Origin of the sequence: Streptomyces shenzhenensis (genome assembly GCF_003688995.1) — a bacterium.
Taxonomy (GTDB): Bacteria; Actinomycetota; Actinomycetes; order Streptomycetales; family Streptomycetaceae; genus Streptomyces; species Streptomyces shenzhenensis_A.
Window position 1 is genome coordinate 49,053 of record NZ_PENI01000041.1, and the last position, 22,039, is coordinate 71,091.

General features: G+C 69.7%; 20 protein-coding genes and 3 pseudogenes. 14 read left to right on the plus strand and 9 right to left on the minus strand.

Going from position 1 to position 22,039, the window contains the following annotated elements; genetic code table 11:
- Nucleotides 1-43 precede the first annotated feature (43 nt).
- The gene (locus CTZ28_RS39970) at nt 44-481 is read right to left on the minus strand and encodes a VOC family protein (protein ID WP_121894674.1); all 438 of its coding nucleotides are present in this window, start codon (nt 479-481) and stop codon (nt 44-46) included.
- 197 nt (nt 482-678) lie between these two features.
- Here CTZ28_RS39970 and CTZ28_RS39975 point away from each other — a divergent pair.
- A pseudogene (locus CTZ28_RS39975) lies at nt 679-998 on the plus strand (DUF6191 domain-containing protein).
- A gap of 602 nt (nt 999-1,600) precedes the next feature.
- Nucleotides 1,601-2,080 (plus strand): RNaseH domain-containing protein, encoded by a 480-nt coding sequence (locus CTZ28_RS49800; protein WP_398657714.1) that lies wholly within the window; start codon nt 1,601-1,603, stop codon nt 2,078-2,080.
- Nucleotides 2,081-2,392: 312 nt separating this feature from the next.
- Here CTZ28_RS49800 and CTZ28_RS39985 read toward each other — a convergent pair whose 3' ends face one another.
- From CTZ28_RS39985 to CTZ28_RS39995, 3 genes are all read right to left on the minus strand, one after another.
- The gene (locus CTZ28_RS39985; RefSeq protein ID WP_121894675.1) at nt 2,393-2,830 is read right to left on the minus strand and encodes a DUF2267 domain-containing protein; all 438 of its coding nucleotides are present in this window, start codon (nt 2,828-2,830) and stop codon (nt 2,393-2,395) included.
- Nucleotides 2,831-2,893: 63 nt separating this feature from the next.
- On the minus strand, nt 2,894-3,289 hold the full coding sequence (locus tag CTZ28_RS39990) for a DUF2267 domain-containing protein (protein ID WP_121894700.1): 396 nt from the start codon (nt 3,287-3,289) through the stop codon (nt 2,894-2,896).
- A 105-nt stretch (nt 3,290-3,394) separates the two neighbouring features.
- Complete coding sequence (locus tag CTZ28_RS39995; protein WP_121894676.1) at nt 3,395-3,826, minus strand: Hsp20/alpha crystallin family protein; 432 nt, start codon at nt 3,824-3,826, stop codon at nt 3,395-3,397.
- A gap of 127 nt (nt 3,827-3,953) precedes the next feature.
- Between CTZ28_RS39995 and CTZ28_RS40000 the strand changes: the two genes are divergently transcribed.
- Nucleotides 3,954-4,613, plus strand: coding sequence for a type III effector protein (locus tag CTZ28_RS40000; protein ID WP_121894701.1), 660 nt, complete (start codon nt 3,954-3,956; stop codon nt 4,611-4,613).
- 93 nt (nt 4,614-4,706) lie between these two features.
- Here the strand turns inward: CTZ28_RS40000 and CTZ28_RS40005 are convergent, their stop codons facing one another.
- Entirely contained in the window at nt 4,707-5,141 is a 435-nt protein-coding gene (locus CTZ28_RS40005; protein ID WP_121894677.1) for an ATP-binding protein, read from the minus strand.
- A gap of 557 nt (nt 5,142-5,698) precedes the next feature.
- Between CTZ28_RS40005 and CTZ28_RS40010 the strand changes: the two genes are divergently transcribed.
- Nucleotides 5,699-6,043, plus strand: a complete 345-nt coding sequence (locus CTZ28_RS40010) for a MerR family transcriptional regulator (protein ID WP_121894678.1) — start codon at nt 5,699-5,701, stop codon at nt 6,041-6,043.
- A 275-nt stretch (nt 6,044-6,318) separates the two neighbouring features.
- Here the strand turns inward: CTZ28_RS40010 and CTZ28_RS49025 are convergent.
- Nucleotides 6,319-6,465 (minus strand): annotated as a pseudogene (locus CTZ28_RS49025) (JmjC domain-containing protein); the annotation flags it as partial.
- Between CTZ28_RS49025 and CTZ28_RS49030 the strand changes: the two are divergent.
- From CTZ28_RS49030 to CTZ28_RS40035, 5 genes are all read left to right on the plus strand, one after another.
- Nucleotides 6,451-6,588 (plus strand): hypothetical protein, encoded by a 138-nt coding sequence (locus CTZ28_RS49030; RefSeq protein WP_259472038.1) that lies wholly within the window; start codon nt 6,451-6,453, stop codon nt 6,586-6,588. The pseudogene CTZ28_RS49025 and the gene CTZ28_RS49030 sit on opposite strands and share 15 nt — an antisense overlap.
- A 204-nt stretch (nt 6,589-6,792) precedes the next feature.
- The gene (locus CTZ28_RS40020) at nt 6,793-7,305 is read left to right on the plus strand and encodes a GNAT family N-acetyltransferase (RefSeq protein ID WP_259472033.1); all 513 of its coding nucleotides are present in this window, start codon (nt 6,793-6,795) and stop codon (nt 7,303-7,305) included.
- A 65-nt stretch (nt 7,306-7,370) separates the two neighbouring features.
- Nucleotides 7,371-8,873: an ABC transporter substrate-binding protein gene (locus CTZ28_RS40025; protein WP_121894680.1), complete on the plus strand. Its 1,503-nt coding sequence runs from the start codon at nt 7,371-7,373 to the stop codon at nt 8,871-8,873.
- Nucleotides 8,874-8,947: 74 nt separating this feature from the next.
- Nucleotides 8,948-10,744 carry an ABC transporter permease subunit gene (locus CTZ28_RS40030; protein WP_121894681.1) on the plus strand — a complete coding sequence of 599 codons (1,797 nt, stop codon included), beginning with the start codon at nt 8,948-8,950 and terminating at the stop codon, nt 10,742-10,744.
- 16 nt (nt 10,745-10,760) lie between these two features.
- Nucleotides 10,761-12,047: an MDR family MFS transporter gene (locus CTZ28_RS40035; protein WP_183154831.1), complete on the plus strand. Its 1,287-nt coding sequence runs from the start codon at nt 10,761-10,763 to the stop codon at nt 12,045-12,047.
- A 234-nt stretch (nt 12,048-12,281) separates the two neighbouring features.
- Here the strand turns inward: CTZ28_RS40035 and CTZ28_RS40040 are convergent, their stop codons facing one another.
- Nucleotides 12,282-12,929 (minus strand): superoxide dismutase, encoded by a 648-nt coding sequence (locus CTZ28_RS40040; protein ID WP_121894682.1) that lies wholly within the window; start codon nt 12,927-12,929, stop codon nt 12,282-12,284.
- Between the two features lie 184 nt (nt 12,930-13,113).
- Between CTZ28_RS40040 and CTZ28_RS40045 the strand changes: the two genes are divergently transcribed.
- A complete protein-coding gene (locus CTZ28_RS40045) occupies nt 13,114-13,623 on the plus strand; it encodes a Fur family transcriptional regulator (protein ID WP_121894683.1) in 510 nt (169 codons plus the stop codon).
- Nucleotides 13,624-13,772: 149 nt separating this feature from the next.
- Here CTZ28_RS40045 and nicT read toward each other — a convergent pair whose 3' ends face one another.
- Together nicT and CTZ28_RS40055 are read right to left on the minus strand one after the other, a co-directional pair.
- Entirely contained in the window at nt 13,773-14,936 is a 1,164-nt protein-coding gene (gene nicT, locus CTZ28_RS40050; RefSeq protein ID WP_183154832.1) for a Nickel transporter NicT, read from the minus strand.
- 327 nt (nt 14,937-15,263) lie between these two features.
- Entirely contained in the window at nt 15,264-15,932 is a 669-nt protein-coding gene (locus tag CTZ28_RS40055) for a CGNR zinc finger domain-containing protein (RefSeq protein WP_121894685.1), read from the minus strand.
- A gap of 518 nt (nt 15,933-16,450) precedes the next feature.
- Here CTZ28_RS40055 and tsaD point away from each other — a divergent pair.
- The 4 genes and pseudogenes from tsaD to CTZ28_RS40075 form a co-directional block, all read left to right on the plus strand.
- Nucleotides 16,451-17,503, plus strand: a complete 1,053-nt coding sequence (gene tsaD / locus CTZ28_RS40060; RefSeq protein ID WP_121894686.1) for a tRNA (adenosine(37)-N6)-threonylcarbamoyltransferase complex transferase subunit TsaD — start codon at nt 16,451-16,453, stop codon at nt 17,501-17,503.
- Nucleotides 17,503-18,072 carry a GNAT family N-acetyltransferase gene (locus tag CTZ28_RS40065; protein ID WP_121894687.1) on the plus strand — a complete coding sequence of 190 codons (570 nt, stop codon included), beginning with the start codon at nt 17,503-17,505 and terminating at the stop codon, nt 18,070-18,072. The genes tsaD and CTZ28_RS40065 overlap by 1 nt, the downstream gene beginning before the upstream one ends.
- 7 nt (nt 18,073-18,079) lie before the next feature.
- Nucleotides 18,080-20,734, plus strand: coding sequence for an alanine--tRNA ligase (gene alaS, locus CTZ28_RS40070; protein ID WP_121894688.1), 2,655 nt, complete (start codon nt 18,080-18,082; stop codon nt 20,732-20,734).
- A gap of 274 nt (nt 20,735-21,008) precedes the next feature.
- A pseudogene (locus CTZ28_RS40075) lies at nt 21,009-21,679 on the plus strand (IS5 family transposase); the annotation flags it as partial.
- Nucleotides 21,680-22,039: the final 360 nt, after the last annotated feature.

Here is a 22,039-nt window from a genome sequence, read left to right on the forward strand (position 1 = left end):
GACGCGACACGTTGCGCGTCGGCCAGTCGTCTGGCGGGTTCCGTCAGACCAAGCAGAACTCGTTACCTTCAGGGTCTGCCATCACCACGTGATCCGGCTTGCCCTGCAACTCGTCCTCGCGGACCACAGTCGCACCCGCCGCGGTCAACCGCTCGACCGCCTCGACCACACGCGGCCAGCGGACCTCCCACGGTGTTTCACGGCCACCACCGACTTGCACGTCGAGGTGCAACCGGTTCTTCACCAACTTTGGCTCCGGCACTTTCAAGAAGGACAAGGTGGGGCCTACGCCGTCCGGATCCGAGAGATACGCCCCGTCGTCCCACTCGTCCTCCGGAACGCCATGGTACGAGAACCACTCCTCCCAGTTCCCGAACCCTGCGGGCGCGGGCTTCTCCGCATAGCCCAATGCCAGCGCCCAGAACGCGGCCAGCTTGGCCGGGTACGCGCAGTCGATCGTCAAGCTCCACTTGGTCGCCATGAGCCCTCCTCAGTCTGATGAACGGACCGTACCGGACACCTCTGACAACCCCCGGCCCGTCACTTCGCGCGCGCCCTGCGGCTTGATGAACGGCATTAGGAATCGGTGGCACAGGACAATTATCCTATGACAACGAACCTTGAGTGCGTGTCATCGAAGACTGAGCGCCGGGAGACTGCGGCCCGGATACTCAGGGCATGGAATTCGTCTTCTTCATGACCCTTCCCGGGCTCGTCATCGTGCTGACCCTGCTGGCCTTCGTTGACCAGTTGCTGTTGCGCGCGGGACGGGCCGGAGTGCTGCCATGGCGGAACAGCGGACGTCAGGGCCAGATATCAGCGACCGGTTCGAGCAGCTACACGCGAGCCTTTCGCCGGGCAAGCAGAACGAGCTGAAGGAGCGGCAGTCGGCCTTGGTCCTACCGGACAACGAGGATGACGGGGCTCCGCCGAACAGGACAACGGTTGATGTGGACGGAGGGACCGCGGTCGTCCGGATGCCTCGCTCCAGCCAGTAGAAGGCTCGCTCAACCTCCGATGGCACAAACTCAAGGTTCGCTGTCACAGGACAGGGATGACCCCAGCTCGGGCGCTCCCGTTCGGCCGGTCCTCAGCTGCTCCCCACACCCGCGGGGATGACCCAAAACCTGTACCAGGCGCGGGACAACTTCACGGCCTGCTCCCCACCCGATGGACCCACGCCCACGGCCTAGCCACACGCCACCGACGCCCACAGGACGAAGACAACTCCAAGGAACGGCATCTCCATGGGTCCCCCAATGCGGATACAGCCTGCGGAAATCGGCCGACTGGCGCAGCAAGTAGCCATCGACCATGCCGTGCTTCTCGGCATACCACTCGATCGTCTCCCTGGTCCAAGCGGGTAGGGGCACATCGCGGTAGTCCCCCACCCTCCTGTGCTGAGGCGGCCCGTACTGACAGGTCGACAGGACGACCTGCTCGGTAATCCGATACACATCGTCGGCCACGATGTTGTTGAGGTTCACCGCAGCAACCTCTCCGTTTCGCAGGCCGCAGCCGCTCATCAGGTCGACGATCAGCATGAAGACGTCATCGCCCGCGGCAACTACAGGGCCAAGGGCAGGAACTGGGCAAAACCATCACTCGCTGGGACGCCGGCCCAGGCAAGGACGGCGAGGAGAGAGGACGGGAGACGAACGAGCTCAAAACCCCATGGCGGGCCGTCACGGCGACCGAGATCTACCCGGTCGGCATCGCCAACGGGGTCGACCGGACGATGCCTCTACGGGCCACCGCGCGCTTGTGTCACCAGACCATCGCTGGTCCGACCGTTCCCGCTAACCCATGCCTCTGCATGCAGCGAAACAGCTCGACCTCAACCACCCCCAATACCATCGGTCGGCGCCGCCCAAGGAACAAGGACACGAAGCCGCCGACAGGTAGTCCAGGGAAGCGTTGCCAGCAGCGATGCCAGGAGGAGGGGCCGGACAGCCTCCTGGCCCAGTCGATGGCGGTGAGCAGTCGCATCCCCTGGCTACTGATCCAGGTCGTGCGACTGGCTGTAGGCACCGTGAACCGCCACGCCGCTCGCGGCCGGTCCCGGGGCCAAGCATGCTGATCACCGGCACGCCAGAGCGGGGCAACATAGCGCGGGATCGCCGGTTGGCCAAACCGGGGATCCTCCGCTTATCGCGGCGTCGAGTGTGTCCACCTTCCGTCGTGTCGTGCCGGGACGGGCCATGATTAATCTCAGTGTCAACGGATGTACCGATGTAAAGGCCGTAGATGAGGGAGTGACCCCTATCGTCGCCCGGACACACAAGCCGTCCCGGTGGCACGGGGATGCCACCGGGACGGCTCCTCCCAGCGTAAAGGCTCAGGGCCCCTACAGGCCCACCGACTTCGGCATGTTCAGCAGCATGTCGGCCGTCTATGCGGCTTGGGTGAGTTCGGCACGGCCGAACAACAGGGCGTAGCCGGAGGGGAGCTGGTGCAGGATGCGGGTGAGGAGGTCGGGGCCGGCCAGGGCTGCGACGGCGCAGAGGACGGATCCGGTGTCCCAGCGGGTGGTGCCCAGGGTATCTCCGGTGCGGGCAGCGAGGTCCTTGACGAAGGCCCAGCCGGTCAGGGGCTGGGTGTCGGGGATCTGCGCGGTGAGGATCGTTGCGGCTTCGAAGGGGAGGCGGGCGGCGAGTTCGACGCGTTCGTCGCCCGCCAGCTGGCGTCCGAGTCCTGCGAGGACCAGGCGGACGGCTTTCTCCGCTCTTTCTCGGGTGGGGTAGGCGCCTTCGTAGCGGACCTTCTCCAGCAGCTGCTCGTACGTCATCACGGGCGTGTGCTGGAGTGGTGCACGCCGGTCGGTCATCACCGTGGTCGTTGCCCTTTCTGCCGCCGAAGGTCGTGGTGCCTGTGGGCACCGGGGTGTGGGTGGTCAGGCGGGCTGGGGGCGGCCGAAGAGGAGGTCGTAGCCGGCGGGGAGCTGGAGCAGGATCTGGCCCAGCAGGTTGTCGCCGGCCGCGTCGGCGACCGTGCTGAGGATGGCGCTGACGTCCCAGGCGGCGGTCTGCTCGGTGGCCCCTTCGATCCAGGCGACGGTCGCGCGCAGGAACCGCTCCGGTGGCAGGGGCTCTCGGCTCTGCAGCGGGTTGAGGAGGATCAGGGCGAAGTCTTCCGGCAGGCGCGCGGCCAGCTCGGCGCGGACCTCGCCGACCAGGTGTGCGCCGAGCAGGGCGAGCACCACGCGGGCCGCGCGTTCTGCTTCTGGCAGGCTGTCGTACTCGCCGCGTTCCCTCACATGTTCCAGGAACGCTTCCCGTCGCAGGGTCACGTTCATCGCCGCCCTTCTTCGAGCCTGTCCCGTGGAGACGGAGGACGGGGTGAGGGGGAGATCAGGTGCCCGTCCTCCGCCGGCGTTCGGCCCGGATCGTCCGGCTCAGCCGGAGATCTCCTTGCGGTCGGATCCCGAGTCGATGGAGATCTTGCGGGGCTTGGCCCGCTCGGCGATCGGGATGCGCAGGGTGAGCACCCCAGCGTCGTAGTCGGCCTTGATCTGCTCAGTGTCCAGCGTGTCCGCGAGCACGATCTGGCGGGAGAAGACGCCCAGCGGCCGCTCGGAGAGTTCCATCTGCACGTCGTCGCTCTTGGCCATGGGCCGGCGTTCGGCCTTGACGGTCAGCATGTTGCGTTCGACGTCGATGTCGATCGCGTCCGCGCTGACACCGGGGAGGTCGAAGGCCACTACGTACTCGTGCCCCTCGCGGTAGGCGTCCATCGCCATCGCGGACGGCCGCGACCAGGTGCCCGGGCCCATCAGCTGCTGAGCCAGCCGGTCGAGCTCACGGAAGGGGTCGGTGCGCATCAACATCGAAAACACCTCCAGCAGGTTCGGGCAGTTGCTGCCAATGCGCTGCACTGACACCGTTGTAACATGTCATCCAATGGATGACAAACAAGAGCGTCGTCTGAAGGATGACAGTCTGAGGGAGGTGCCCGTGACAGCAGCCGACCAGCCGGCCTCTTCCAGCACCGGCGCGCAGAGCCCGGCATCGTTTCTCGCCGCCACGGCGGCCCTGCACGCCATAGATGACGCCCTGCGCGCCGCTCGGCACGAGGCCCCCGGCTCCCCCGATGCCCCCGGCGTCGGCTCTGAGCAGGCCCTGGCCTCCCTGCTGCTGCTGCGACAGGTGCGCGAGCAGCTCGCCGGCTGGGAAACCGGCCTGATCGAAACCGCCCGCCACGCAGGCGCCAGCTGGGCCGACCTCGCCCAACCCCTCGGCGTCGCCAGCCGCCAGGCCGCCGAACGCCGCTACCTGCGCGGCCGGCCCGGACCCGCCGGAACCACCGGCGAACAACGCGTCCAGGCCACCCGCGAACACCGCGCCGCCGAACGCAGCGCCGCCACCTGGGCCCGCCGCAACGCCGCCGACCTGCGCCGCATCGCCGGCCAGATCACCGCCCTCACCGACCTTCCAGCCGCCGCGCGTTCCCCGCTCAGGCAGCTGAACGCGGCCCTCGCCGACGACGACCCCGCCGCCCTCATCCGCCCCCTGGGCGCCACCCGCCCCCACCTGACCCCCACCCACCCCGGCCTCGCCGCCCGGCTCGACGCCCTCACGGACTCCGCCGGAGCCACAGATGCCGCCCCCGACTGACCGATATACAGCTCCAAGCGCGACGTCGGAACGCACGCGGCAGGCTCCGGCCGGTCGGCCGGAGCCTGCCGCTCTTTAAGAGATCAACTCCAATCAGCCACGGCTGCCCCTTGGCGGCGCTGTCACCGTGGCAGGCGGCCATCCCCGCCCGGGGCCAGGAGCGATGGTCACCCCGCTGGCGAGGCGACGGACCATGGGCCACCCGAACCCACCGGCGCCATCGCCCTGGTCGGGGGCGCGTCCCTGCGGGGGTGACAGGTTGAGGTCGGTGACGGCGACGCGCACCGCGTCGGCGGTGGCGCCGAGTCGGAGGATGTAGCGGCCGCCGCCGTGACGCAGGGCGTTGGTGGTGAGTTCAAAGACCACGAGAACGAAAGTTTCCGCCGTCTCGGAGGCCGGGGGCGGATCCAGGTCTTCGACGAAGGCGCGGGCGACGTCACGGGCACGAGCGACACCGGCGGGGCTGTCGCCCTCAACCACGGCAGGAGCCTTGAGGGCCTGCGTGCGTGTCGTCTCCATGTCGGTCATGCGCGTATCACCCCACCCTGGATCGGTTGCGCCTCCCGGCTCAGCATGTGCCCGCCGGGCCAGGAAGCAACCCGGGACAGCAGTCTTTCGGGTTCATCTGAGACAAGAGTCTGCGCATCACTCCTGGAGAAAACCTGTCATGGCGGTAGTAGACATGGGCTCGTCGCGGAGTTACTGTTGTGGTCGCACTCAGGAAGTCAAAGAGGGCACGGCAGACACGAACTGCCGTGCAAGCAGGTCAAGCAGGACGCGACCCCGCAGGGGGCCGCGAGCAGTACCCGCGATATCCAGCAGTACAAACCGTGTAACCGAAGGTAAGGAGCGAGACGCCATCAGGATCGCCCGGGCGAGGAAGCAGTCCGCCCGGCTACGCAGACCCCGGATTGGAAGGTGGTCCCCGGTTACGTATTCACGATCCCCGCAGCCCCGTCCTCCCAGGCGGAACCTGCGGACACAGAAGACCGGCACGATGCGCCGGTAGATGGTGTTGCAAGCTCGGGGCCCGGGTGCCGGTACGGCACCCGGGCCCCCCGATGCGTCCCCGGAAGAAGAGGTCTATGCCCCCTGCCGCATCTCGTCCCGCCGACAACCTCGACGATGACGACTACCCCGCCTACACCATGGGCCGGGCCGCCGACATGCTCGGCACCACCCCCGCCTTCCTGCGCGCCCTCGGCGAACATCGTCTGATCACACCTCTGCGCTCCGAGGGCGGCCACCGCCGCTACTCCCGATATCAGCTGCGCATCGCCGCCCGCGCCCGCGAACTCGTCGACCAGGGCACCCCGATCGAAGCTGCCTGCCGCATCATCGTCCTCGAAGACCAACTCGAAGAAGCCCAGCGCATCAACGAGCAACTGCGCACACAAGGCCCCGGTCCGCAGTCGAAGACCTCAGCCTGACCGGACGCCGGGCCGAGCTGGACACTGACAGGCACTGCGGTGGGAAGGGCTTCGATCATCATGGACCACCAGAGCCGACGCTGGACCTTCCTGACCAACCACGCACGGGTGCGGATGGCGATCGCCCGGCATCCCACTGCCGGGCCCGCGCCCTTCCAGAGCACCTCCTCCGACGGGGGGAGGTTGCGTTCGGCGCCCCGGTACATGGGAGCGGGCCGGGAGGGGCCCCGGACCTCCCAGGGCTTCTCGCCGGAAAGCTGGACGGCGATCACGTCGTGGTCGCCCCAGTGCAGGGTGAAGCCGTCCGTGTCGCCGACTGCCAGGTAGGCGTTGGCGGAGGTGAACTCGCCGGACCACCAGCCCAGGGCGCGGCAGGTGACTTCCAGTGTCGGGTCGAAGGAGTCGACGTGGTCCAGGACCACGGTTCCGCCGCCGTCGAGGATCCGGCCGAGGGCTGCCCGTCGGCCTGGCTGACAGCCTGCCTGCGCCGGTTGACGCTGGTGGACAGGAAGAGTGAGGGAGGTACCTCGTCCCCCTCGGCGTAGCAGCGCAGCTGGGGGTTGGCGAGGTGGCGGTGCCGAATGATCTCCGGCAGACGGTCCGGCCCCATCAGCCGGGTGATCAGGTCTGGGTCGGCGAGCTGCCCGCGAGCGAGCGCGGTACCCGCGGGCCCCGGCCCGCCCCGGATCGGACCCACAGAATCTACTGCATATGATGCGCAGGTGCTTGAGTACCGTATTAAGACAGCCATGCTCGCAGACCTGGGCGAAGCCCGGGCAGTGATGCTCGACACCGTCTACCGCGACTTCGGCACCGGGTACGTGCCGCGCTGGCACGCCGACATCGTCGATCCCGAGTCCTTCTATGTCGTCCCGCCCCGGCACACCCTGCTGGTCGCGGTGGACGAGCGCGACGGGGCCGTGGCCGCGACGGCCGCGCTCGACGCGCGCGGGCCGGCGCATCCACCGAACCCGCGGTGGCTGGCCGAGCGGTATCCGTCGGGCGAGACCGCCCAGCTGCGGCGGGTGTACGTCCGGCCGGAGCACCGCCGACGCGGGCTGGCCCGGCGACTGGTGGACAGCCTGCTGGACTTTGCCCGGGCGGACGGTGGTTACCGAGCCGTGTATCTGCACACGTATCCGCACTCGCCCGGCGCGATGGGGCTGTGGCAGACGCTCGGCAAAGTCGTCTGCGACGAGCGGGAGGAGGTGCCCGACGGCGGCAGCGGCGTCGTGCACTTCGAGATCCCCCTCTCTAAATGAAAACTGCATTCACGTGATGCCGGTCGACGCCGATCGCAAAGCCCCCGAAAGACAAGACGAGGACCATGAGATCTCCCCGCCCACACCTGATAGCCGGTCTCCTGCTCACGCCCCTGCTCGCCGGCTGTTTCTCCTCCTCCGGCCACGACTCGTCCTCGGGCTCAGGCTCCGGTGACGGCGGACGTCTGAGCGTCGCGCTCGCCTTCGCCCCCGCGGAGAACTACTCCCCCTACGGCCAGGACGGCATCGATCTGTCCCGGCTCGGGGTCGTCGAGGGACTGACCCGGCTCGACGCCAACGGCACCGCCGTGCCCGCGCTGGCGGAATCATGGAGCAGCGAACAAGACGGCAGGAGCTGGGTGTTCACCCTGCGGGACGCGAAGTTCCAGGACGGCACCGACGTCACCGCGAAGGCCGTCGCCTCCGCACTCACCCACGCCGCCGCGGCCGACCCCGCGCCCGCCGCCATCTCCGGAGTGAAACTGACGGCACAGGCCGTCGGCGACGACCAGGTCAAGGTCTCCGCCGCCGAGACCGACCCGGTGCTGCCGCTGCGGCTGGCCAACCCGAACCTCGCGGTGTTCTCGCCTAAGGCGTACGGCAAGGACGGCAAGGTGAACCCGGTCGGCACCGCCACCGGTCCCTTCGCGCTCACCAAGATCACTGGTGATACGGCGGCCACGCTGGACCGCTTCGACGACTACTGGGGCGGCCGTGCCCAGGCGTCCGGCATCGACGCCAAGTTCATCTCCGACGGCACCGCCCGCGCCAACGCCCTGCGCACCGGCGACGTGGACATCGCCGAGGCCATCCCGGTCGCCCAGGTCGCCTCCCTCAAGAAGGCCACCGTCCACCAGATCAACACCGCCCGCAACACAAGCCTGTTCCTCAACACCCAGGCCGGTATCTTCAAGGACGCCGGGCTGCGCGCCGCCGCACGTGAGGCGATCGACACCGCCGCCGTCGCCAAGGGCGTGTTCGAGGGATACGCCGAGCCCGCCAAGGGCCTCTACGGTCCCGCCCTGAGCTGGGCCGCCGGCAAACGGACCGCGCCCACCGGCCGGGCGAAGGCCACCAGCCCCAAGGGCAAGAGCATCACCATCGCTACCTACAGCGACCGGCCCGAGCTGCCCGAGAGCGCCCAGGTACTCCAGCAGCAGCTGGAGAAGGCCGGGTTCACGGTGAAACTGGAGGTGCGCACCTACGCCCGGCTCGAAAGCGATCTGCTGACCGAGAAGTTCGACGCGGCCGTGGTCGCCCGAAATGTCATGCTCGACACCGGGGATCCGGTGACCGTCCTCGCCAGCGACTTCGCCTGCGCCGGCTCCTACAACCTGGCGTTCCTGTGCGACAAGAACGTGGACAAGCTGGTCGCCGCCGCCGGGGCCGAGTCCGACCCGAGCAAGCGGCAGGACGCGGCGATGAAGGCGGAGGCCGCGATCCTCGGCACCGACGCGGTGATCCCGCTCGTGCATCTGAAGGTGGTCACGGGTATCGGTACGTCCGTCAAGGGTGCCGTTCTCGACCCGTACGAGCGGGAGTTCGTCGGCACCGGGACCCGGCGCTGACCGCCCTGGCCGGGCTCGCCGCCGCCCTGCGCCGAGCTGCGCGGGGCGGCGGCCTCACGCTGATATGGCGGGCGGTGCTCACGGCCGCTCTCGTCTGCGCGATCGGCCTGCTGCCGTGGCTTTCGCGTACCGACCCCGCGCTGACCGTGCTCAAGGCCCGCTCCGCCGAACGCACCCCGGATCCCGCGACCCTGCGCGCCATCCGTGTCGAACTCGGCCTGGACGAGGACCCGTTCCGCCTGCTCGGGAAGTGGCTCGGCGGGCTGCTGCGCGGGGACGCGGGCCGGTCCTGGGTGTCGGACACCGAAGTGCTGCCCGCCGTCGCGCAGGCTCTCGGAGCGTCCCTGCTGCTGATGGCCGGCGCCGTCGTGGTCGCCGTGCTCACCGCGGGGGCCACGTGTGCCCGCACCCTGTGGCTGGGCTCGCGGCGCCGGCTCGGCGGGCGCGGACCCGGCGGCACCGGTTCGGCGGTGCTGGCCGCGCTGCCCGAGTTCCTCGTCGCCTCCGTGCTGGCGTCCGTCGTCGGCGTACAGCTGGGCTGGCTGCCGGCGCTCGGCTGGTACGGCCCGAGGTGGATGATCCTGCCCGCTCTCGCCCTCGGTCTGCCCACAGGGGCGATCCTCGGGCGGATGCTGGACGACCTGCTGCCGTCCGCGTTCACCGAGCCGTGGGCACTGGCCGCCGCCGCACGCGGGGTTCCGCCCGCGTCCGTGGCACGGCAGGCGCTGCGCCGCTGTGCGCCCGGACTGCTGCCCAACCTGGCGCTGTTCGTGGTCGGCCTGACCGGCGGATCCGTCGCCGTCGAGACGCTCTTCGACATCCCCGGTCTCGGGCGGCTCACCCTGCGCGCCGCCCTCGCCCAGGACCTGCCCGTCCTGCAGACCGGCACACTCGCCCTCGTCGCACTCGCGGCACTGGCCGCCCTGCTGGCCCGGTTCGGCGTGCGCCGGCTGACCGGGCCCGCGCTGCGCGACGGCGCCCTGCACTCCCTGCACCGGCCGACCCCACCCGCACCCCGCGTCGTACCCCTCGTGTACGGGCTGCTGCTCGCCACCGTCATCGCTCTCGGCCTGCCGCGCGGCCCGCTCGCGCTGAACACCACCGACCGCCTCCAGGCCCCCTCCTGGACACACCCGTTCGGCACCGACGCCCTCGGCCGGGACGTGCTGGCGCGGATCGCGCACGGCGCGCTCAGCACCCTCGGTACCGCCCTCGCGGTGAGCGCCGCCGCCCTGCTGACCGGTGTGCTGCTGGGCCTGCTGCCCCGGCTGTCCGGACCGCTGGTCGACACCGTCAACGCCGTACCGTCCGTGCTGGCCGCGCTCCTGGTCACCGGTATCGCGGGCAGTGGGCCGTGGACTCCGGCGCTCGCCGTGGCCGTCGTCGCCTGGTCACCGCTGGCCACCCACACGTCCGCCCTGCTCCGGCAGGAGCGCGCCACCCTGCACCTGACCGCGACCCGCGCGCTCGGCGCCGGCCCCTGGTATCTGCTCCGGCACGAACTGCTCCCCGCCGTGCTGCCGCCCGTCGTCCGTCACGCCCTGCTGCGGCTGCCCGGGATCGCCCTGGGCCTGGCCGCCCTCGGCTTCCTCGGCCTGGGCGCACAGCCGCCGTCCCCCGAGTGGGGCCTGCTGCTCGCCGAGAACCAGCCCTACGTCGAACGCGCCCCCTGGGCCGTCCTGGCCCCCGCCGCTGCCCTCACCCTGCTCGGCGCGCTGGCCGTCACCGCGGCGGGCGGAGCCCGGCTGCCGCGGCGAAGGCCGAAACAGCCGACGGTGACCGTACGGCCCGCCGATTCCGGGCCGGCCGCGCCATCGGCCGAGACCGCCCGGCACGCCGTCCTGGCCCCCGCCCCCACCGACTCTCGCTGACGGATTCGATCCTCTGATGAGCGACATGTTCTCCCGGCTCTTGTCGAAACGCCGCGCCACCGGCCCGCGGTCCCCGCGCGAACGCACCTGGCGGCAGCTCTCCCCGCTGCTGCGCCTGCTGATCCTGACCCAACTCGCCTTCAACATCGGCTTCTTCGCTGTGCTCCCGTTCCTCGCCGAGCACCTCGGCACGGCGATCGGCATGGCGGGCTGGCTGGTCGGCTTCGTCCTGGGGCTGCGGACGTTCAGCCAGCAGGGGCTCTTCGTGATCGGAGGCTGGCTCGTCGACCGGTACGGGGTACGGCCCGTCGTCCTGGTGGGCTGTGTGCTGCGGATCGGCGGCTTCGCCTGGCTGGGGTTCGCCGAGGCGACGTGGGCCGTGATCAGTTCGGTGCTGCTGATCGGCTTCGCCGCCGCGCTGTTCTCCCCGGCCGTGGAGTCGGAGGTGGCCCGGCAGGCGATGGTGTGGGAGGAGGACGGCCACGGCTCCCGCACCCGGGTGCTGGCCCTGTTCTCCGCCGCCGGGCAGGCCGGCGCCTTCGTCGGCCCGTTGCTCGGCGGTCTGCTCCTCGCCGTGGACTTCCGCACCGCATGCCTCGCCGGAGCCGGAGTGTTCGTACTGGTCCTCGCCGGGCACGCATGGCTGATGCCCCGGCACATTCCCGGCCGGGTCCGGGTACGGGACCGGGGCGGGGTGCGTGAACTGCTGCGCAACCGCCGCTTCCTCTCCCTGTGCTGTGCCTACGGCAGCTATCTGCTCGCCTACAACCAGCTCTATCTCGCCCTGCCCGACGAGGTGGAACGCGCGGCGGGCTCCCAGACGCCGCTGTCCTGGCTGTTCGCCCTGTCGTCCCTGCTCGTGGTGTTCGCGCAGCTCCCGGTCACCCGGTGGACGGGCGACCGGCTCGACCTGCGCCGCTCCATGGCCGCCGGGCTGTGGCTGGTCGCCGCCGGGTTCGCGGTCGTCGCGGTGGCGCGCCCGGCGGACTGGACCGGCCCGGCAGGTCTCCTTCCTGCCGCCGGGTTCGTCGTACTGCTCACCCTCGGCCAGATGCTGATCGTGCCCGCCGCCCGCGCCTGGGTACCCGACCTCGCTGAGGAGGGGCGCATCGGTCTCTATACCGGCGCGCTCTCCTCCGTCTCCGGCGTGATCGTGCTCATCGGCAGCTCGGCCACCGGGTCCATGCTCGACGCGGGACTCCCGGCGGCGGTGCCGTGGGCCCTCCTCGCGGCCGTACCGGTGCTCACGGTGGGCCTGCTGCCGCGCAGGCCGGAGGCGGACACGCAGACGCAGGCCGCGTAGGCAACCACGTCAAAGACCACGAACCGTTCACACAGTCACCGGCAGCACCTCTTGTGAAGAGGGCGATCACGCACAGGGGCGCGATCCGCACTGCCACAAGGAGCGGACACCGCCGACAGCAGAAGGGCTCCCGCAAGCATCCGGCTTGTGGGAGCCCTTCGTCCTACCGCCTGCAAGTGAAGGTTGAGAAGACGATCACGAGCAGGACGTCTGTGTGCGGACGGGGTTACGGCGTCACGGCCGCAGCAGCAGGCTGTCGCCGCGCTCCTTGGCGGCGGCGTAGCGCTTGGCCACGTCCTGCCAGTTGACGACGGCCCACATGGCGTCGATGAAGTCGACCTTCTGGTTCTTGTACTGCAGGTAGAAGGCGTGCTCCCAGGCGTCGAAGACCAGGACCGGGGTGGAGCCCTGGCCGACGTTGCCCTGGTGGTCGTAGACCTGCTCAACGATCAGCCGACCGCTGACGGGCTCGTAAGCGAGCACGCCCCAGCCCGAACCCTGGGTGGTGGCCGCGGCCTTGGTCAGCTGGGCCCTGAAGCCGGCGAAGGAGCCGAAGGACTCGGTGATCGCGTCGGCGAGGTCGCCCACGCCGTCGGCGGCCAGGGGCTCGCCGCCACCGTCCTTGGGGCCAGTCATGTTCTGCCAGTAGATCGAGTGCAGGATGTGGCCCGACAGGTGGAAGGCCAGGTTCTTCTCCAGACCGTTGATCGAGCCCCAGGTCTCCTGGTCCCGCGCCTCCGCGAGCTGCTCCAGCGTGTCGTTGGCACCCTTCACGTAGGCCGCGTGGTGCTTGTCGTGGTGCAGCTCGATGATCTCCGGGCTGATCACGGGCGCGAGCGCCGAGTAGTCGTAGGGAAGCTCCGGGAGCGTGTAAACCGCCATGTCCAACATCCTCCGCCATTATTGCCACTCATGTGCAGTTGCACTGCTAGCAGCAATACACCCTAGCTGCCGCTCAGGCATTGGCCCTAGGACCGAAGGCGGGTCGCGGCAGGCTCATGAGACGCCTTTTGCTGTTGCAAGAGGTTCGCAATATCCTTTGTGGGCAGTCTGGTGGCATTCGGCAATGGGCCGCACCCTGGCCGATCGTGCGCGCGGGCCCCGGCCCGAGAGAGGCAGCAGCGTGAGCGTGGCCCTGCAGACGGAACACGACCGTACGGCGGCATCGGACGAACCGCGGGTTCGGCTGAGGCGTCACGGGCTGCGGTGCACTCCGGGGCGGCTTCAGATGCTGAGACTGCTCATTGTTTCCGGGCGTCACCTGTCCATCACGGAAGCCTGGGAAGAACTCGCGCGGTCCGACATCGCTGTCCATCCCGCCACGGTCTACCGCACTCTGGAGACCCTCACGGCCGCCGGGCTGGTACACGTCGTGCACGGCCCCGGGCCCGCGCGCTACGGCATCACCGGCGAACCGCATCACCACGCCGTGTGCCGCCGGTGCGGACACGTCGAGGGATTGGCGAGCCGACACCTCACGGAGGCAGTGGGAAAGATCGAGGAACTGACGGGGCTGCGGCCTGATTCCTCGGGATCACTGCTCGTCTACGGCCGATGCGCCGACTGCGGTGACTGACCGGATGTGCGCACCATCCTGCTGATCGGCGCCTCCCGGACACGGGCCGTCCGGCGCGGGGACGGCGAGGATATCGTCTGGGCCCCTCGCCGGTATCCGGGGGCGTGCGTGGGGATGCGGCGCCGCCGGAGCACGGCGCCGCGGCCGTGCTACTCGACGCCCTGTTCGGCGGGGGTCGACCCCTGGGCCAGCCCAGCCGTCCACTTCTCTTCGATCCGACCGACCTTCCACACCACCAGGGCGACCGCCCAAGTGACGAAGAACAGGCCGACGATGACGTACCCGATGATGTTCAGGTCCAGACCGGAGACCCAGTCCCAGAACGGGCCGTGCAGGTCGGCCTTCTCGGCGATCAGACCCAGCAGCTCGACCGTACCGATGATGAGGGCGACGGCGACGGACAAGCCGGTGATGGTGAGGTTGTAGTAGACCTTGCGGACCGGCTTGGAGAAGGCCCAGCCGTAGGCGAAGTTCATGAACGAGCCGTCGATGGTGTCGAGCAGCGACATGCCGGCCGCGAAGAGGATGGGCAGACAGAGGATCGCGTACCAGGGCAGGCCCGAGGCCGCTCCCGAGCCGGCCAGGACCAGCAAGGCGATCTCGGTGGCGGTGTCGAAGCCGAGGCCGAACAGAGCACCCAGCGGGTACATCTGCCACGGCTTGGTGATCGACTTCATCAGGCGGCCCAACAGCCGGTTCATGAAGCCGCGGCTGTTGAGCTGCTCCTCCAGGGCGGCCTCGTCGAAGTGGCCGGAGCGCATCTGCCGGAAGACCTTCCAGATACCCACCATGATCAGCAAGTTGATGATCGCGATGACGTAGAGGAACGTTCCGGAAACCGTCGTACCGATCCAGCCGGTGACACTGTGCAGCTCGGAGTCGTCGTTCTCCACGGGACCTGCCAGCTCCTTCACGCCGAGGGAGAGCAGGAAGGCGAGCGCGAAGACGATCGTGGAGTGGCCGAGGGAGAACCAGAAGCCGACGGACAGCGGGCGCTGCCCCTCGTTCATGAGCTTCCTGGTCGTGTTGTCGATGGCGGCGATGTGGTCGGCGTCGAATGCATGCCGCATGCCCAACGTGTAGGCGGTGACGCCGATGCCGATGCCGAAGGTCTTGGTGCCCAGGCTGTAGTGCTCGGGCGCGACGATTGCGACGAGGGTGAACCAGCCGATGACGTGCAGCGCCAGGATGAAGGCGGCCATCCCGCCGACGCTGGCCCATTCCCTGCGGGACATCGAGGTGCGTATACGGTGCCACGAGAAACCGCGACCGACCGGGGAAGCCGGGCGGGCGGAATCGGGAGCGGTGATCATGCGGAGATGGGCCTTACTGCTCGGCGTACGACTGTTTTCAGCCGCGCCTTCAAGGTTTCTGCCAATAGGTTGCAACTACAAGACAGCCGCGGTAAATCCCGCGTCAGGTTTCAGTCAGCGTCGACGAAAAGCCGCAGGTCAAGCGCACTGCCGATGAAAGGCAGGCGCTCCGGCGCCGCTCTGCCCGAGGCGGGACCGCCGGTCCGTGGCGGGGCTCTCGCCGACGGCGTCGCGCGGATGGCGGCACAGTGGGATCCCGGCGTAGCGTCACGGAGGGCCGCCTCGACGTCGCCCGCGCTCTCCATCACCGGCAGGCCGACCGGCCTGTCAGGTCGGCTCTACCCATGCGCGCCTTGGAGTCGAGGAGGCTGGAGATGTCTCGCTCCTGGCCGTTGCCGGTGGCGGGTCGACAGGTTCGGCCGTGTCGTTGGCCTGCCGGCGTTTACGGGACCGGCATGCGGCCACGTTGACGCGCGTGGCGCAGCGTTCGGAGCAGTAGCGGCGGGACCGGTTAGTTGATGAGTCCACTGAGACGTTGCGACACGGCACGGCCTCGCACACGCCGAGCCGGTCGGGCCCGAACTTGGTCAGATGGAAGGCCAGACCCATCGCGGACATGGCGGCATAGCCTGCGGTGGCGTTCGACGGGTGCTCGGCGAGATGTATGTGCCACCGGGGTCGGCCCTCCTTGTCGAGGTAGTCGCGGCCGCAGATCTGCGGACCGACCGGGAACTCCATGAGCAGCGAGCTCAGCAGGTCCACAGCCTGGGTGTGGTCACCTTCGTCCGCGGCGGTGAAGACCGCGCGCAGCCGGGTCCGCACAGACCGGAACCGGGTCACGTCGGCGTGCGTCACCCGCCGGGCGGCTTTGGAGAACTCTCCGAAGAGAGCGCGGACCGACTCGACGGAGGTGAGCCAGTCCGAATCCGCGCCGCGGGCCGCCTGGTCGGTGTTGACGAGGCGCACAGCGTAGTCCGAGTACTCGGCCAGTTCCACGAGCGATCCTCATTCCGGCGCACTTGGGCGAGAGGGCAATAGGTAAGCACCACATGTCCACGAGCCCATGACGGATGTGGTGTGAGCATGAAGACGACGGCGCAGCCCTGCCGATCTTGATTGACGGCCCAGGAGGCAAGCACTCGGCTTCCGGCGACCATCTCTCCTGTGCCGAAGTCACCGCGGAACTGAAGCGGCCAAGTGGGTGATCTGCCGATCGAACAACTGCGGGAGGCCGTGGAACGGATCGCGGAACTCGCCGGGCTGCACTCCGGCGCCGCGCCACTTCACCGCTGCTCTACGGCCGATGCGCCCGCTGCAGCGCATGACGGGGCAGGAGCGGCAGAGAGGGGACGGCCGACCGAGGCGGCGGAGTACGGCTACACGGTCACTCAGGCCGGCCGACGCACCTCCGCGCAGGACCCTCAGTGCCTCGCGGCCCCGAGCCCGACTTCACACCCTGGGGTTCCTTATTGCACACTACTCGCAATAACGTGGTGAATGCAGGAAGGGGTGCAATGGGTTCTCCGATCGTGCTGGGCATCGAGTCGTCCTGCGACGAGACCGGCGCCGGCCTGGTCCGGGACGGACGCTTACTGGGTCACGTGGTGGCGTCGAGCATGGCGGAGCACGCCCGTTACGGCGGTGTCGTCCCGGAGATCGCCTCCCGGGCGCACCTGCACGCGCTGCGCCCGGTGGTGCGGCAGGCGCTGGACGAAGCCGGCCTGCGGCTGGCCGACATCGACGCGGTGGCGGTGACCACCGGTCCGGGGCTGTCCGGCGCCCTCCAGGTCGGAGTGGCCGGGGCGAAGAGGATCGCCTACGCCCTCGGTGTCCCGCTCTACGGCGTCCACCACCTCGCCGGCCACGTCGCCGCCGGCACCCTGGAGCACGGCCCGCTGCCGGACCCGTGCATGGTGCTGATCGTCTCCGGCGGGCACACCTCGCTCCTCCTCGTCCGGGACCTCGCCCGCGATCCGATCGTCCACCTCGGCGACACCCTCGACGACGCGGCCGGGGAATGCTTCGACAAGGTCGCGCGGGTCTTCGGGCTGCCGTATCCCGGCGGCCCGGCCATCGATCGGACGGCGCGCGACGGGAGTCCGCGCGCCGTCGCCTTCCCCCGCCCCCTGACCGGCCCGCGGGACGCTCCATACGACTTCTCCTTCTCGGGGGTGAAGACGGCCGCCGCCCGCTGGGCCGAGGGCCACACGGGCCTGGAACTGCCCGTGGCCGACGGGGCGGCCTCGCTCCAGGAAGCGGTCGCCGACGTACTGACCCGGAAGGCGGTCGCGGCCTGTCGCGAGCACGGCGTCGGAACACTCGTCGTGGTGGGCGGGGTGGCCGCCAACTCGCGCGTGCGGTCACTGGCGGAGGAGCGGTGCCGGACGGCGGGGATCGAACTGCGCGTGCCGCCGCTCAAGTTCTGCACGGACAACGGCGCGATGATCGCGGCCGTCGGCGACCTCCTCGTACAGGCCGGAGCCGAAGCGGCGCCACTGGACGTATCGATCGACCCGTCGGCGCCCCTGCAGTACGCCGCACTGCACCCCGTGGCGGTGGCCGCCTGATGACCTCCGTTCGCCTCTTCCGGGGCCAGGACCTACGCGCTCACTTCCCCGATCTGCGCTCCGTCTATGTCGACGCCTTCTGTGCCCCGCCCTGGCACGAGGGCGAGGAGCAGGCGGTGGAGTTCGTCGGCCGGCTGTCGGACAACGTCCGGCGTCCGGGTTTCACCGCCGCCGTCGCTTTCGAGGGCTCCCAGGTGGTCGGCTTCGCCATCGGCTGGACAACTCTCGCCCCGTTCCCGACCGACCGCTGCTACCCGCAGGCCAGCGCCGGCCTCGGCATCGAACGCACAGTGGACTGGCTGTGCGGCGCCCGCGAGATCGACGAACTGGCCGTACGGCCCGCCACCCAGGGCACCGGCCTGGCCGCAGACCTGCTGACCGCCGTCTCCGCGGACGTCCCCGACGGTCGTTCCTGGCTGATGACCTCCGTGGAGTCGAGCCGGGCCATGTCCTTCTACCGCCGCCAGGGCTGGATCCAGGCCACCCACCCCTCCCCCGAGGGCAAGGGCATGGTCGTCTTCCTCGGCCCCCACCACCCCGCCCGCGCCCTGGCCGCCCAACCTCTGTGAGCCCCCGTTGCGTACTTCCGAGATCCGCCGCCGCTTCCTCGGCTTCTTCGCCGAACGAGGACACACCCTCGTCCCCAGCGCCCCGCTGCCCACCCCCGACCCGACGCTGCTGTTCGTCAACGCCGGAATGGTGCCCTTCAAGCCCTACCTGACAGGTGAAGCGCAGGCCCCGTGGCCGCGGGCGACCAGCGTGCAGAAGTGCGTGCGCACCCTGGACATCGAGGAGGTCGGCCGCACCACCCGGCACGGCTCCTTCTTCCAGATGAACGGCAACTTCTCCTTCGGCGACTACTTCAAGGAGGAGGCCATCGCCTTCGCCTGGGAGCTGTCCACCGCACCGGTCACGGACGGCGGCTACGGCCTGGACCCCGACCGCATCTGGGTGACCGTGCACCACACTGACGACGAGGCGCGCACCCTGTGGCGGCGGATCTCCGGCCTGCCCGACGAGCGGATCGTGGCACGCGGCGACGAGGACAACTTCTGGTCGATGGGCGTGCCCGGTCCTTGCGGCCCGTGCTCGGAGCTGTACTACGACCGCGGCCCGGCCCTCGGCCGCGCGGGCGGTCCCGCGGTCGACGAGGACCGCTACATGGAGTTCTGGAACCTCGTCTTCATGCAGTACGAACGCGGCGAGGGCCCCGGCAAGTCCGGCTACCCGATCCTAGGTGAACTACCCCGCCGCAACATCGACACCGGCATGGGCCTGGAGCGGATGGCGACGCTGCTCCAGGGCGTGGACAACCTCTATGAGATCGACGAGACCCGCCCCGTCCTGGAGCGCGCGGCCGAGCTGGCCGGTGTCCGCTACGGTGCCGGCACCGAGGCGGACGTCCGGCTGCGGGTGGTCGCCGACCACGTCCGCACCGCCCTGATGCTGCTGGCCGACGGCACCGTCCCCGGCAACGAGGGCCGTGGTTACGTCCTGCGTCGCATTTTGCGCCGCTCCATCCGCTCCATGCGCCAACTCGGCTATCAGGACCCGGTGTTGCCCGACCTGCTCGTGATCGCCCGGGACTGCATGGCGCCCAGCTATCCGGAGGTGGCCGAGTCCTACGGCCGTAGCACCGACCAGGCGGCCGGCGAGGAGGACACCTTCCGCTCCACTCTGCGCCAGGGCACGACCGTCCTGGACACGGCGGTCGCCAAGGTCAAGGCGGCCGGCGGCCGCCAACTCCCCGGCGCACAAGCCTTCCTGTTGCACGACACCCATGGCTTCCCCATCGACCTCACCCTGGAGATGGCCGCCGAACACGGTGTAGAGGTCGACCGTGAGGGCTTCACCGCGCTGATGCGTGAGCAGCGCGAGCGGGCCCGCGCCGACGCCCGCGCCCGCAAGTCCGGCGGCACGTCGGACACTTCGGCCCTGCGTCCGGTGTTCGACGAGTACGGCCCCACCGACTGGCGGGCCTGGGACACCCTGACCACCGACTCCCGTGTCCTGGCCCTGCTCGGACCGTCCGGCCCGGTGCCGGTGGCACGGGAGGGCGAGATCGTCACGGCCGTGCTGGACCGTACCCCGTTCTACGCCGAGTCCGGCGGCCAGGACAGCGACGCCGGCCGCCTCTCCGGTACGTCGGCGGAGGCTGAGGTTCTCGACGTCCAGCGGCCGTTGCCGGGGCTCGTGGCCCACCAGGTCCGCGTCACCTCCGGGGAACTGGCCGTCGGAGCCACCGTCACCGCCGTCGTCGATCCCGAGTGGCGGCTCGGCGCCCGCCAGGCCCACTCCGGCACCCACGTCCTGCACGCGGCCCTGCGTCAGATCCTCGGCCCGGACGCCCTCCAGTCCGGCTCCTACAACCGCCCCGGCCATCTCCGCCTGGATTTCCCCTGGCGCGGCGCCCTCTCTGCCACCGCCCGCAGCGAGATCGAGGAAGCCGCCAACCAGGCCCTGCGCCGCGACCTACCGGTCGGCGTGCGCTGGATGGCCCTTCCGGAGGCCAAAGAACTGGGCGCACTCGCTCTCTTCGAGGAGACCTACGGCGAGAAGGTCCGCGTCGTCGAGATCGGCGGCGCCTGGTCACGAGAGCTGTGCGGCGGCACCCACGTCGAGCACGCAGCCCAGATCGGTGTCCTCGCACTCACTTCCGAGTCGTCGGTCGGCACGGGCATGCGCCGCCTGGAGGCGGTGGTCGGCGTCGAGGGCTTCGCCTACCTTGCCCGCGAACGCGACCTGGTGACCCGCATCGCCGAGCAGCTTCAGGCCCCGCGTGCCGAACTCCCCGACCGGATCGCCGCGATGGTCGGCCGGCTCAAGGCGACCGACCGCGAGAACCAGCGGCTGCGACAGCAGGCCACCCGCGCACGGGCAGCGGCACTGGCCGCCGAGGCCCAGGACGCGGCCGGCGTCCTCGTCGTCACCGCGACGACCGACGACGGAGCGGAGGGAGCAAGGGCCTTCGCCATCGCCGTACGCGATCTCCTCCCCGCCGAACACCCGGGCGTGGTCGTGATCGGCGCGGAGTCCGGTGGTGGTGCCGTCCTCGTGGCAGCCGTCAACAGCGTGGGCCGGGCCGCAGGGCAGGACGCCTCCGCTCTGGTCAAGCGGCTCCTGAACGGTCGCGGCGGAGGTTCACCCGAACTGGCACAGGGTGGGGGCCTGCCCGCCGCTCAACTCTCAGAGACACTGCGGTCCGTGCTCGGAATCGTCGCCGACACGTAGGGCGGGCGGAACGCTGTTCCCACGCGGCAGGTAGCGTCCATGCCCCCACCTCGGACAAGTGACAGCGAACGACTCGGCCGACATCCCGACTTCAGCCTCCTGATCCGCGACGAGAACGCGGGCACCGTGATCTGCCATGTCTGCGGGCGGGACTTCCGCCCCCTCGGACACACGTGCGCGTGCACGACATGACCGCGGCGGAGTACTGGGAGGAGGCCCGTGCCTGGGCCTTTAGATCGTTGTCCTACGTGGTGAGGCGGACGTTGGGCTGTGTATGGGGCGGGGAACGTGGAGTTGGATTGTTCCGGACGGGCTGTGGGAGATCGCGGAGTCGCTGATCCCTCCGTCGAGGGTTCGGCCGCAGGGCGGCGGGACGCAGGACACTCCTGATGAGACGTTGTTCGCGGCGATCATCTACGTGCTGGTCAGCGGCTGCGCCTGGCGGGCACTGCCTCCCTGCTTCGGCATTTCGAAGTCGACCGCCCACCGCCGTTTCCTGATCTGGTCCAGAGCCGGCGTCTGGGTCCGCCTGCACGAGGCCGTCCCGCACCGCCTGGACGACGCCGGCCTCATCGACGTCACCCGCCTCGTCCTCGACACCGCGCACGCCAGGGCGAAAAGAGAGGCGAACACACAGGTCCCAGCCCCGTGGACCGGGGCAAGCCGGGTTCCAGGATGCACGTCCTGTCGGACGCGAACGGACTGCCCCTCCTCGTCGGGGTCTCAGCCGGCAACACCCACGACAGCGAAGGGCTGAAGCCCATGGTGGTGGGTCACCAGACGAGCGATCCGGATCGCGGTCGCCGTTCCAAGCCCGAGCGCCTGCACGCGGACAACGCGTATAACCGCCCGGACCTGCGGAAATGGTGACGCTGCTAGCGCATTGGAGTCCGGATCGCCCGCAAAGGCGTCGAGTCCGTCTTAGGACTCATCGTCCGGAGATTCCCGCGCAGCGGGCGAGTTTTCCCAGGGCACTTGACGGGCGCTCAGGTCCGCACGAATGCTTGGGCAAGCCTTTGGATGTCGGAGGGGTTCAGTGAGGTGCCGATGGCCGCGCCGGCCATGAAGGGTGTCAGCATGGGGATCCGGCAGACGGTGAGACTCAAGAGCCGTCGGCGCGATTCCCTTCGCACCCGGACGCCGAGCATGAGACCGACAGTGGAGGCCGGTTTCGTGCCGCGGCAGACCCGACGCCCGCTCCGACGGCCTCGGTGCCCCGCATCGCACCGGTGACCAGGTGGTCGGTGATCTCCCCCGGGCCGGGACCGGGGAAGTGCCGATGCAACATGTTCAGATCCGGACCGC